Source organism: Pseudomonas sp. 2,4-D (assembly GCF_030418155.1).
Lineage (GTDB): Bacteria > Pseudomonadota > Gammaproteobacteria > Pseudomonadales > Pseudomonadaceae > Aquipseudomonas > Aquipseudomonas alloputida.
This window is the reverse complement of record NZ_JAUHUI010000002.1, coordinates 303570-315498: the sequence shown is the minus strand read 5'-3', so window position 1 is coordinate 315498 and position 11929 is coordinate 303570. Positions and strand designations below refer to the sequence as shown.

At 63.0% G+C, this 11929-nt stretch carries 9 protein-coding genes; 5 read left to right on the top strand and 4 right to left on the bottom strand.

Annotation, left to right across the window (positions count from 1 at the left end; translation table 11 throughout):
- Positions 1-198: 198 nt before the first annotated feature.
- Positions 199-672, bottom strand: a complete 474-nt coding sequence (locus QYE47_RS03830) for an anti-virulence regulator CigR family protein (RefSeq protein ID WP_070384008.1) — start codon at positions 670-672, stop codon at positions 199-201.
- Positions 673-817: 145 nt separating this feature from the next.
- On the opposite strand from QYE47_RS03830, the gene QYE47_RS03825 reads away from it, so the two are divergent.
- Positions 818-1981 carry an AAA family ATPase gene (locus tag QYE47_RS03825; RefSeq protein WP_070384009.1) on the top strand — a complete coding sequence of 388 codons (1164 nt, stop codon included), beginning with the start codon at positions 818-820 and terminating at the stop codon, positions 1979-1981.
- A 29-nt stretch (positions 1982-2010) separates the two neighbouring features.
- On the opposite strand, the gene QYE47_RS03820 is transcribed toward QYE47_RS03825, so the two are convergent.
- Positions 2011-2667: an HD domain-containing protein gene (locus tag QYE47_RS03820; protein ID WP_070384010.1), complete on the bottom strand. Its 657-nt coding sequence runs from the start codon at positions 2665-2667 to the stop codon at positions 2011-2013.
- Positions 2668-2920: 253 nt separating this feature from the next.
- On the opposite strand from QYE47_RS03820, the gene QYE47_RS03815 reads away from it, so the two are divergent.
- Positions 2921-5332, top strand: a complete 2412-nt coding sequence (locus QYE47_RS03815; RefSeq protein WP_070384011.1) for a TonB-dependent siderophore receptor — start codon at positions 2921-2923, stop codon at positions 5330-5332.
- Between the two features lie 40 nt (positions 5333-5372).
- On the opposite strand, the gene glsB is transcribed toward QYE47_RS03815, so the two are convergent.
- A complete protein-coding gene (glsB, locus tag QYE47_RS03810) occupies positions 5373-6281 on the bottom strand; it encodes a glutaminase B (RefSeq protein WP_014591518.1) in 909 nt (302 codons plus the stop codon).
- 391 nt (positions 6282-6672) lie between these two features.
- On the opposite strand from glsB, the gene QYE47_RS03805 reads away from it, so the two are divergent.
- From QYE47_RS03805 to QYE47_RS03795, 3 genes are all read left to right on the top strand, one after another.
- Positions 6673-8022: an aromatic acid/H+ symport family MFS transporter gene (locus QYE47_RS03805; protein ID WP_070384012.1), complete on the top strand. Its 1350-nt coding sequence runs from the start codon at positions 6673-6675 to the stop codon at positions 8020-8022.
- Positions 8023-8043: 21 nt separating this feature from the next.
- Positions 8044-9306, top strand: a complete 1263-nt coding sequence (locus QYE47_RS03800; protein ID WP_014591521.1) for a gallate dioxygenase — start codon at positions 8044-8046, stop codon at positions 9304-9306.
- Between the two features lie 131 nt (positions 9307-9437).
- Complete coding sequence (locus QYE47_RS03795) at positions 9438-10685, top strand: OprD family porin (RefSeq protein WP_014591522.1); 1248 nt, start codon at positions 9438-9440, stop codon at positions 10683-10685.
- A 15-nt stretch (positions 10686-10700) separates the two neighbouring features.
- Here QYE47_RS03795 and QYE47_RS03790 read toward each other — a convergent pair whose 3' ends face one another.
- Positions 10701-11894, bottom strand: coding sequence for a LysR family transcriptional regulator (locus QYE47_RS03790; protein ID WP_010953450.1), 1194 nt, complete (start codon positions 11892-11894; stop codon positions 10701-10703).
- Positions 11895-11929: the final 35 nt, after the last annotated feature.

Genomic DNA, 11929 nt, shown 5'->3' with positions numbered 1-11929 from the left:
TATCTGGTATTGGCGGGGCTGCTGGAAACGTGGGGCGTTGGCGTGACCATCGGGCTGGCCATGCTGTGCGCTGTGGTGCTGACCCTTGGGCTGGCCGCGGTGTTACGGCAGCGTTGATAGGCCGTTGGGCTGCTGCGCAGCCCATCGCAGGCACGCCAGCGCCTGCAGGGACCGAGCGGACTGCTCGCACCTGCGGCCTTAGTCGAATGCCCCGTTCAACACCTCATAGATGATCCCGGTCGCCACGGCGACCAGAATCAGGTCTGCGCCCGCTTGCATCCACTCATACCCGTCGTAGTGAGGCAGCTGCCCCAACAGACGACCATCCAGTTTCTTGGCGATACCAGGTGGCAGGGGCTTGCCGCGGGCCAGGTTCTTCTGAATGCCTGGAGGCAATGCCGGGGCCGGGCTCCAGTAGCTGCGGTGGCCACCGAGGATGCCCAGTACATCGCCACGGTCGATGGACGGGCCGCCGTGCCAGTCATTGCCGCCGGCGCTCTGCTTGTGGCCGCCCGAATTGCCCTGGCCCTGGGCATGCGGCGCCTGGCCCTTGCCGTGCCCCTGACCTTGGCCCTGGCCTTTGCCATTACCCGGGTCGGCGAGCACCGGGCCAGAGGCCAAGGCCACCGCCAATGAGGTGACAACGGCAGTCATGATTATTGATCTGGCCATGTGAGCATCCTTTGCGCGAGAGGTTGCCTCACACTATAGACGGTGCGCACGCCCGCTTCACTTGCAACAGCTCAGCAGGGATGGCTGACAAGGCAGGCACGCTTCGGCCACAATCGGTCGCCTGGTCAACGCTGGGAAGCACTGCATGCTCACTACCCTCGCCATCGGCAACTACCGCTCGATCAACCACCTGGTGCTGCCGCTGAGCCAACTCAACCTGGTGACCGGTGCCAACGGCAGCGGCAAATCCAACCTGTACAAGGCGCTGCGCCTGCTGGCCGAAACCGCACAGGGCGGTGTGGTCGAAGCCCTCGCTCGTGAAGGCGGGCTGGATTCGACCTGGTGGGCCGGCCCAGAAACCAGCGCACGAATGCGGCGCGGCGAAGTGCCTATCCAGGGCCAGCATCCGAGCGAAGTCAGGCGCCTGCGCCTGGGCTTTGCCACCGAAGACCTCGGTTTTGCCATCACCCTCGGCCTGCCAATTCCCCTGCCGTATCCGAGCGCGTTCATGCTCGACCCTGAAATAAAGTGCGAGGCCATCTGGGGCGCTGGCGCCTATCGCCCCTCTTCCTTGCTGGTCGAGCGCAAGAATGCCCTGGTGCGGGCCCGCGAGGGCAACAGCTGGGCAGTGCTCGATCAGCATGCTGACAGCGGCGAGAGCTTTTTCAACATCGTCGGCCGGCCACGCCAGGCACCGGAAATCGGTGAACTGCGCGCGTTCATCAACAGCTGGCGGTTTTACGATCATTTCCGGATTGACCGTGACGCGCCTTGCCGTCAACCCCAACTGGGCACTCGCTCGCCGGTGCTGCATCACGACGGGCGCAACCTTGCCTCGGCGCTGCAGACCATCATCGAAATTGGCGATGTGGAGGATCTGGTGGAAGCGCTGAATGACGCGTTTCCCGGCAGCCGTCTGGAGGTCAATGCGCCACCTGGCGGGCTGTTCAGTGTACGGCTGCACCAGCACGGTCTTTTGCGCCCGCTCGAGGGTGCTGAATTGTCGGACGGCACCCTGCGTTATCTTCTGCTGATGGCCGCCCTGCTCACACCACGGCCGCCATCGCTGATGGTGTTGAACGAACCGGAAACCAGTCTGCACGCGGACCTGCTCCCGGCCTTGGCGCGGCTGATCATTCGTGCATCACGCCGTAGCCAGGTTTGGGTGGTATCGCACAGTGCGCCATTAATCAACGCGCTGGCAGCCTGTGACGGGTGCAATGTGCTAGAGCTGGAAAAAATACAAGGGCAAACCCAGCTGCGGGGGGTTGGGTTGCTGGATGAGCCGCTATGGCGGTGGGCTGACTGAACTCAAGTAGCGGTACGAGCCCGGCATGACTAACCGGCCCCGCTAATCTCGTCCATGAACTGGGTAAGAAAGGTTTCAAGACGGGTATGACGCTCGGCAGCAAGGCGAGCCCCTTCGTGAGTTTTAAAGCCCGAGGCGAGCTTGAGCAGTTTGGTCTGGAAGTGCTCGATGGCATACGCCCCGTCCTGGTACGCCCTCTCCTGCGCGAAAGGATTTTCGAAGTCGTAGAGCGCCGACCCCATTCGTCCGGAGACGTAAAAACACCGGGCAATACCCACCGCGCCTATGGCGTCAAGCCGGTCACTGTCCTGAAGGATGCAGGCCTCACGTGTCAGCGGTTCGAGTCCCGCCGAGTAACTGTGTGTCTTGATCGCATGCACTACCTGCTCGACACGCCCAGCCGGCCAGCCCATCTCCGAGAGGACTGATGCAGCCTTGTCCGCTGACAACGTCGATGCCTGCCCACGTAACGGCGAATGCTTTTCCACCGCCACACAGTCGTGCAGCACCGTCGCCGCAAGCAAGATTTCAAGGTCGCCACCCTCTACCCGCTGGATCCGGTGCGCATTGACCCACACGCGATGAATGTGGGCCAAGTCGTGGGAGCCATCACTCTGGTCGGACGGCAAGTACTTCAGCAAGTCAGTGGCAAGGCACTGATAAGGGGCAAACGCTTGGCGGGTCATCTTCGGTAGGTTCCATTTCCGGTGAATGCGCGGGCTCACGGGCGCCGTCCGGACACTGCCTGGGCAAGTACCGAGAGCCTGCATGTCGGTTTCAAAGCCTGTACAACACTGGCAGGAGCAGCCTTGTGCTGCGATGAGGATGTTACTGCCAAAGTAGATCCTCAGCCCTATCAGCACCTTGCTACTAAGTATTTCCGTCAACAACACGTTTGTTACTGGGAGCACTTGTATTCGATCAGCAAGGAGTCAATGGATGTCCGCTCGCTTTTCCTCCCCCGCCACCCGTATTCGCCAAACCGCGCTAGCGGTCAGCTTCGCGGGCTCGCTGCTGGGCACTGCACATGCCTGGGCCGAGCCTGTGGGTTACAGCATCCCGGCAGGGTCATTGGCTCACGCACTCGACCAGTTTGCCGACGCCAGCGGGGCAGTCATCAGTTTCAGCCATGAAGAAGTCGCAGGCTTGCACAGCAAAGGGCTGCACGGCAATTACGCGCTGCATCAGGCGTTGGCAGAGCTGCTGCAAGGCAGTGGCTTGCAGGTGCAGGCAGCGGGCGACAAGCACTTCATGCTGGTTAGCGCTGAGCAGGATGGCGCCATGGAGCTTGCGGCAACCACTGTCTCCAGCATGGCTCTGGGTGCCACCACCGAAGGCACCGGCAGCTACACCACCGGCTCGGTCAATACCGCAACCGGGCTGCGGCTGTCGGCACGCGAGACACCCCAATCGGTCAGCGTGGTCACCCGCCAGCAGATTGAAGACCAGAACCTGAACGATGTTACCCAGGTGCTTGAACAGACACCGGGCGTGGTCGTTGACAGCATGGGGCCCGCCGGAAGCGACGCCAACCATATCTACGTGCGCGGCTTCGAGGTCGGCAGCATCCAGGTGGACGGCATCAACCGCCCCGATACCTTTGGCTTCAGGGACGACCTCTCCGACATGGTGTCTTACGACCGGGTAGAGGTGGTGCGCGGTGCCACGGGCCTGATGTCCGGCACCGGCGACCCGGGCGCCACCGTCAACCTGATCCGCAAGAAGCCGACCCTGGAAACACAACGCAAGCTGACCTTGAAAGCGGGCTCGTGGGACAACTACCGCACCGAACTGGACGTTTCTGGCAAGTTGACGCAAAGCGGCAATGTCCGCGGGCGCTTTGTCGCCTCCAATACCGACAGCCAGAGCTACGTCGACCGCCAGTCGCTGGAACGGCAGGTGGCCTATGGGGTGCTGGAGTGGGACATCACCGACAGCACGATGCTGACAGCAGGTGCGGAATATCAGGAGATGGACAACGACGGGGCAGGCAACCACGGCTTCCCGATGTTCAATTCAGATGGCAGTCACTTCAGCCCCTCCCGCGCGTTCAATTCGGCTTCGGACTGGAGTTATCACAAGCGTCGCACCAAGACGGTATTCACTACGCTGGAGCATCAACTGGACAACGGCTGGCAATTGAAACTGAATGCCGAACACAGCCGTCGCAGCTATGACGACGCCTTCGCCACCGCTGCCAGCGGCACCGTCAAGCCCGATGGCAGTGGCATCAGCACCTGGACGGGGCGTTGGGCCGGCGAGCCCCGGCAGACCTCGTTCGACCTGTCGGCGTCGGGCCCGTTCGAGCTGTTGTCACGCGAGCACCAGGCCTACCTCGGGGCCAGTCACTACCGCGCCTACTACCGCAACAACGGTTACCCGCTGTGGACGATCCAGACCATCGACAACATTTACACTTGGGACGGTTCGCTGGCGATACCGGACGCCATCCATGCCAAGTCCTCGGAAGACGCGCTGGATGAAACCCAGGACGGCCTGGTGGCTTCGGTACGCTGGAGCCTGGCCGATGACCTGTCGCTGATTACCGGGGCGCGGCTGATCGACTGGAAACGCGACGAAACCTCTACCACCCTGTCGTCCGGCGCTACAAGCCGCACCTCGCGTAGCGAAACCGGGGTCGTCACGCCCTACCTTGGCCTGGTGTATGACCTCAACGAGCACTGGTCGGCCTATGCCAGTTACACCACCATTTTCAAGCCGCAGAGCAACAAGGATATCAACGGTACCTACCTGGACCCGCTGGAAGGCGTGAACTACGAGCTCGGTCTGAAGAGTGAGTTCTGGGACCAGCGCCTGACCACCGCTTTCAGCGTATTCGAGGTGCACCAGGACAACCTGGCGGTAGCCGACGGAAGCAACCTGGCGCCAGACGGCAACCAGGCCTACCGTGCCGAGTCGGGTACCAAGACACGTGGTTTCGAGATGGAAATGGCGGGCGAGATTTTGCCTGATTGGCAGGTCTCGGCCAGCTACACCTATGCGGTGAGCAAGGATTCGGATGGCGACCGCCTGAACACTGAAATACCGCGAGACACCTTGAAACTGTTCACCAGCTACCGCCTGGCGACCCTGCCACAGTTAAAGGTAGGGGGTGGTGTGCGCTGGCAGGGTACCGAATATTACAAGAGCGCCGGGCCCAACAACGAAACGTTCACCCAGGACCCCTACAGCGTGGTCGACCTGATGGCTCAGTATGCCTTCACGCCGCAGACCAGCGTTTCACTGAACCTCAACAACGTGTTGGACAAAACCTACTACACGGCGATTGGCGCGCGCGGCTGGTATGGCAGCCCACGCAGCGCCACGGCCACGTTGGTGTACGCGTTCTGACCCGCCAAGGCGACGCCTGATTGCCCCCTGAGTTCGCAGATCAGAACACCGACCATCCGATCCGCGAACTGAGCAGCTCAAGCGCCGCCATCCCGGCCAGGGAGTTGCCCGCAGCATTCAGCTCTGGCGACCATACGCATACGGTAAATTGCCCCGGTACGATCGCCACGATCCCGCCACCCACGCCACTCTTGCCAGGCAAACCCACCCTGAAGGCGAAATTCCCCGCCTCGTCATACAGCCCACTGGTGGCCATGATCGAGTTCACTTGTTGGGTCTGGCGCCGCGTCAGGATCTGCTCACCGCTGTGCTTGCAGAACCCGTCATTGGCCAGGAAGCAGAATGCCCGCGCCAGGTCCAGGCAGTTCATTTGCAGTGCGCAGTAACTGAAGTAACTGCGCAGCACCGTCTCGACCTCGTTATGGAAGTTGCCAAACGACTGCATCAGGTACGCCATGGCAGCGTTGCGCGCGCGAAACTGATATTCCGAATCAGCGACCCGGGTATTGATCGAGATGTGGGGGTTGCCTGAAAGCCGCCGGACAAAATCGCGCATCGACAACGTGGGGGCCGCGAAGCGCGACTGATTGATATCGCAGATCACCAACGCCCCCGCATTGATGAATGGATTACGCGGCCGCCCGCGCTCGAACTCCAGCTGCACCAACGAGTTGAACGGCTGCCCCGAAGGCTCATGACCCAGCCGCTCCCAAATGGCTTCACCCGAATGGCCAATGGCCTGAACCAGGCTGAACACCTTGGAAATGCTCTGCACCGAGAACGGCACCTGCGCGTCGCCTGCGCAGTGGTAACTGCCATCGTTGCCATAGACAGCGATGCCCAACTGGTTCGCCGGCACGTCAGCCAGCGCGGGAATGTAGTCAGCGACTTTGCCCTTGCCGATCAAGGGACGTACTTCTTCGAGAATCTCGTTCAACAGCGTTTGCATGGAAGGCCCTGTATCAATCCCCAGACGACGGCGAGGGGCAATCTTCTTGACGAAGACTGAGCGGGAGAGATCACACATTCAGAAACAAATCACCATAAGCGTCATCATCACCAGGAAGCCTGACAACGGGAGCAGCGCATGAGGTCTTTTACAGGCCAACAGCTTGCTGCCGAGCGGCACAGCTTGACGCGACATTAGCGCCGCGAAGTCTGCGATAAAAAAATTGGATATCTCATTAAAGAAATCCCGCAGGCGCTGCCCTGGACCATGGGATTACAGTCCGCCTCACGCCGTCGTCCGGCGGGGTGGTTGCTGCTGGGCCATTACGCGTTCGAAGCCTTACCGGAACCCGGCGCAACTCACACCAATACAAGAACAAAGGTGACCACGCATGCTTAAGCCTCCTGTCGATGCCCCCATCGATGTCAAAGACTGGATCGATAACCGCCCCATTGCTGCCTACCAGTGGCTGATCCTGGTGCTGTGCTTCCTGATCGTGCTGTTCGATGGCTTCGATGTCGCCGTCATGGGTTTCATCGCGCCTTCGCTGATGCAGGACTGGGGCCTGTCGCGCGCCGCCTTTGGCCCGGTGATGAGTGCCGGCATGGTCGGCCTTGCCATCGGCGCGCTGACCGCCGGCCCGTACGCCGACCGGTTGGGCCGCAAGAAAGTGCTGCTGATCGCGGTCAGCGGTTTCAGCCTGCTGAGCCTGGCCTGCGCCTTCGCCCGCAACCCCTATGAGCTGGCTGTGTTACGGCTGCTGACCGGCATTGCCCTGGGTGCGGCCATGCCCAACTGCACCACCCTGCTTGCCGAGTACCTGCCCACACGCAACCGCTCGCTGATGATCACCATCATGTTCACCGGCTTCAACATGGGCTCGGGCCTGGGCGGCTTCCTGTCCGCCTGGCTGATCCCTCATCACGGCTGGAAGTCGGTACTGCTGGCCGGCGGCCTGCTGCCACTGGCCTTGCTGCCACTGCTGTGGTGGCTGCTGCCAGAGTCCGCTCGCTTCCTCGCCGCACGCCAGGCACCGGCCAGCCAGATTGCGGCAGCCTTGGCCAAGCTTGGCGGCCGCTTCGCTGCCGGCACCCGCTTTACCGTCAGTGAGCCAACCACGCAGCACAAGGCACCGGCCCGGCAGCTGTTCAGCGAGCGCTACCGGTTTGGCACCCTGGCCCTGTGGCTGACCTACTTCATGGGCCTGCTGGTGATCTACCTGACCATGGGCTGGTTGCCGACCCTGCTGCGTGATGGCGGGCTGTCCATCGAGCGCGCCGCCACCATTACCGGCCTGTTCCAGATCGGCGGCGCAGTGGGCGCAATCGTGGTCGGCTGGATCATGGACCGACGCAACCCTAACCGGGTCATCGCCATCGCCTACGCCCTCGGCGGCCTGTGCATCGTCTCACTGGGCGCCCTGAGCCTGGAGTCGAGCCTGCTGGTGGTGGGCGTGGCGGCTGCCGGGTTCTGCATGAGCGGTGCGCAGACCGGCCTGAACGCCTTCGCCCCTGGCTATTACCCGACCGAGTTCCGCGCCACAGGCGTAAGCTGGATGCTCGGTATCGGGCGCTTCGGGGCCATTTTCGGCTCCCTCATCGGTGGTGCCGTGCTCAGCCTGGGGCTGGGCCTGCCGCTGCTGTTCACCCTCCTCGGCCTGCCGGCATTCGCCGCTGCCCTGGCGATCCTGGCCAACGGCCACGCCCGGCTGCGCGCGACCCCCGCAGTAACCGCGCCGTAACCTGTAACAGAGGACTTTCGCATGGCTCGTATCATTGGTGGCCTGGCCGTCTCCCACACCCCAACCATCGGCTTCGCAGTCGACCACGACAAACAGGAAGAAGCCGCCTGGGCGCCGATCTTCGAAAGCTTCGAGCCGATCCGCACGTGGCTGCAGCAGCGCCAGCCGGACGTACTGTTCTATATCTTCAACGACCACATCACCTCGTTCTTCTTTGACCATTACAGCGCCTTCACCCTGGGCGTAGACGAGCAATATGGCGTGGCCGATGAAGGGGGCAACCCGCGGGACCTGCCGCCAGTGGGCGGCCACGCAGCGCTGTCGCGACACATCGGCCAGAGCCTGATGGCCGATGAGTTCGACATGAGCTTTTTCCGCGACAAGCCGCTGGACCACGGCTTCTTCTCGCCCATGTCGGCGCTGCTGCCCTGCGATGAAAGCTGGCCCGTACAGATCGTGCCGCTGCAGGTTGGCGTACTGCAGCTGCCGATACCCACGGCGCGGCGCTGCTATAAACTGGGCCAGGCATTGCGCCGCGCCATCGAGAGCTACCCCGAAGACCTCAAGGTGGCGATCGTCGCCACCGGCGGGGTGTCACACCAGGTGCATGGCGAGCGTTGCGGCTTCAACAACCCAGAGTGGGACGCGCAGTTCCTTGACCTGCTGGTGAACGACCCGCAGCGCCTTACCGAGATGACACTGGCCGAGTACGCCACGCTCGGCGGCATGGAAGGTGCCGAGGTGATTACCTGGCTGATCATGCGTGGCGCGTTGTCTGCCAACGTTGAGCGCAAGCACCAAAGCTACTACCTGCCGTCGATGACCGGCATCGCCACCCTGCTGCTGGAAAACCGTGACCAGGCACTGCCGGCGCCGGTCAACGAACGTCACCGCCAGCACATGCAGCATCAGCTGGCAGGGGCTGAGCAGCTTGAAGGCACCTACCCCTACACCCTGGAGCGCAGTGCCAAGGGCTACCGCCTGAACAAGTTCTTGCATCGCATGATTGAGCCGCAGTGGCGCCAGCGCTTCCTGAGCGAACCCGAAGCGCTGTACCGCGAGGCGGGCCTGAGCGAAGAGGAACGCGACCTGCTGCGCCGCCGCGACTGGCGCGGGCTGATCCACTATGGGGTGATCTTCTTTGTACTGGAGAAGCTAGGCGCCGTACTGGGTGTGTCCAACCTGGACATTTACGCCGCCATGCGCGGGCAGAGCATCGAAGACTTCATGAAGACCCGTAACCAGCAGGTTCGCTACTCGGTGGCCGGCAAAGCGCCCAACTGACCGATGCAACCCGCTTGATCGTGTGACGGCGCGTCCCGCGCCGCCACCCCCACCGCTCCCTGATTCAACCTGCCCAGCGCCGATGCGCCGCTGGCGGGCAGCGCTTTGCCCATCCCTGGAGAATAAAAATAATGAAATGCCGCACCCTGTACCCGCTCGTCCCCACATTCGCACTGGCAGCCAGCCTGCCACTGCAAGCCCTGGCCGAAGGCTTCGTCGACGATGCCAAGGCAAGCCTGACGTTGCGTAACTTCTACATGAACCGCGACTACACGGGCACGGCAAGCCAAGGCAAAGCCGAGGAATGGACGCAAAGCTTCATCCTCGACTTCAAGTCCGGCTACACCCCCGGCGTGGTCGGTTTCGGCGTTGACGTGCTGGGCCTTTACAGCATCAAACTCGATGGCGGCAAGGGCACCGCCGGCACGCAATTGCTGCCTGTTCACGACGACGGGCGCCCGGCGGACGACTTTGGCCGCACGGCGCTGGCGGGCAAGATGCGGGTGTCCAAGACGGAACTCAAAGTCGGTGAGTGGTCGCCTACCCTGCCCATCCTACGCGCCGATGACGGCCGCTCGCTGCCACAAACCTTGCAGGGCGCGCAGGTCACCTCCAACGAGCTGGCCGGCCTGAGCCTGTATGGCGGCCAGTTCCGCCAGAACAGCCCGCGCAACGACGCCAGCATGCAGGACATGAGCCTGTTCACGCGCACAGCCTTCACCTCGGACCGTTTCAACTTCGCCGGCGGCGAATACCGCTTCAACCAGGAGCGCACCCTGGTCGGCGCCTGGTATGCCCAGCTGGAAGACATCTACCAGCAGCGCTACTTCCAGGTGCAGCATCAACAGCCGCTGGGCAACTGGGTACTGGGCGCCAACCTGGGCTACTTCTGGGGCAAGGACGACGGTGGCGCCAAAGCCGGCGAACTGGACAACCGCACCGCTTCGGGCCTGTTCTCGGCGAAGCTGGGTGGCAACACGTTCTACGTCGGCTTGCAGAAGGTCATGGGCGATGATGAATGGTTCCGGGTCAACGGCGCCAGCGGCGGCACGCTGGCCAACGACGCCTTCGGTTCCAGCTACGAAAGCGCCCGCGAACGCTCCTGGCAGGTGCGCCACGACTTCAACTTCGTGGTGCTTGGCATACCCGGCCTGACCCTGATGAACCGCTATATCCACGGTGACAACGTGCACAACGCCAGCACCCAGGACGGCACCGAGTGGGGCCGCGAAAGCGAGCTGGCCTATGTGGTCCAGTCCGGGCCGTTCAAGGCCCTGAACCTCAAGTGGCGCAACTCCAGCCAGCGCCGGGACTGGGGCAGCACCAACAGTTTCGATGAGAACAGGCTGATCGTCAGCTACCCGCTGAGCCTGCTTTAAGGCACCCTCCTGAGCTCACGCCTGCTCGGTGATGACCTGGCGGATACAGGCCATCAGCGCGACTGCCGCCGGTGACTGCAGGCAGCCACTGCGCTGCATGAGGCCGATGGCGCGGGCAGTGCCGGGCAGTGCCAGCGGCAGGCGTTGCAGTTCGCCGCTGGCAATCTCGTAAGCCAACTGGTGCGCAGACACCGCCGCCAGCATGTCCGAACGCACCAGCAGGCCACGGATAACCGCCAGATCAGCGCTTTCCACCACCGGCCACGGCGCTGTCAGGCCCGCGGCGGCGAAGCAGTTGTCGAGCAGCTGACGGGCCGGCGAGCCGGCCCGCGGCAACACCCAGCGCGCCTGGTGCACGCCCTTGAGCGTCAGGTGAGTGTGCAACAGCGGGTGCCCCCGACGGGCCAGCACCACCATTTCCTCGTTGATGAGCGGCTCGCCCACCAGGTCGCTGGCATAGTCGTGAGGCCGCAACGCGCCCAAGACGAAATCCACATCCCCTACCCGCAGCTCGGTTGCCAGCAGGTCGAACGGGCTTTCGTTGGTCACCACACGAACCTGTGGGTGCTGGGCCGTGAAGCGTAAAATGGCATCCGGCAGAATGCGCGAGCGGCCCAACGGCAGCGCGCCGACATGCACCACCCCGCGCAGGGTGCCTTGCATCGCGCTCAGGTCACTGTCCAGCAGGCGCAACTCGTTCAGCGCCCGGCGGATGGGAAACAGAATGTCCCGGCTGGCCACAGTGGGCTGCAGGCCGCGCGACGTGCGCACGAACAAGGGCTGTCCGCACCCGCCTTCGAGCACTTTCAAGGCCGCACTGACCGCCGGCTGGCTAAGGCCGAAGTGCCGCGCCACGGTTTGCATGTGCCGTGTTTCACAAAGTTTCACGAACACCTGCAGGCGCCGCGCCTGAAACAGGTAGAGGGGCTCGCCCTGCGCGGTGCCCAGCAAACTCGGCACGCCGTCCAGTTCCGCCAGCACGCGCTGTGCACGCGGCAGCAGGCACTCGCCATAGTCGGTCAGGCGCATGCCATTGGCATGGCGCTCGAACAGGGGCACGGCAAAGCGCGCCTCCAGCTCGGCGATGGCGCGGGTGACCACGGACTGAGCACGGAACAGCACCTCCGTCGCCCGCGAAACGCTGCCCAGCTCGGCTACCCGAATGAACGCGCGCACTTGCATCAGGTTGGGCAGTTCGACGTCGATCATAAGGGTTCCCCGGCGCTCGGCTCGTCACTGCGGCG

Coding starts and splice junctions, on each gene's coding strand:
- QYE47_RS03830 (WP_070384008.1), bottom strand. CDS start 672: ATGGCCAGATCAATAATCATGACTGCCGTTGTCACCTCATTGGCGGTG.
- QYE47_RS03825 (WP_070384009.1), top strand. CDS start 818: ATGCTCACTACCCTCGCCATCGGCAACTACCGCTCGATCAACCACCTG.
- QYE47_RS03820 (WP_070384010.1), bottom strand. CDS start 2,667: ATGACCCGCCAAGCGTTTGCCCCTTATCAGTGCCTTGCCACTGACTTG.
- QYE47_RS03815 (WP_070384011.1), top strand. CDS start 2,921: ATGTCCGCTCGCTTTTCCTCCCCCGCCACCCGTATTCGCCAAACCGCG.
- glsB (WP_014591518.1), bottom strand. CDS start 6,281: ATGCAAACGCTGTTGAACGAGATTCTCGAAGAAGTACGTCCCTTGATC.
- QYE47_RS03805 (WP_070384012.1), top strand. CDS start 6,673: ATGCTTAAGCCTCCTGTCGATGCCCCCATCGATGTCAAAGACTGGATC.
- QYE47_RS03800 (WP_014591521.1), top strand. CDS start 8,044: ATGGCTCGTATCATTGGTGGCCTGGCCGTCTCCCACACCCCAACCATC.
- QYE47_RS03795 (WP_014591522.1), top strand. CDS start 9,438: ATGAAATGCCGCACCCTGTACCCGCTCGTCCCCACATTCGCACTGGCA.
- QYE47_RS03790 (WP_010953450.1), bottom strand. CDS start 11,894: ATGATCGACGTCGAACTGCCCAACCTGATGCAAGTGCGCGCGTTCATT.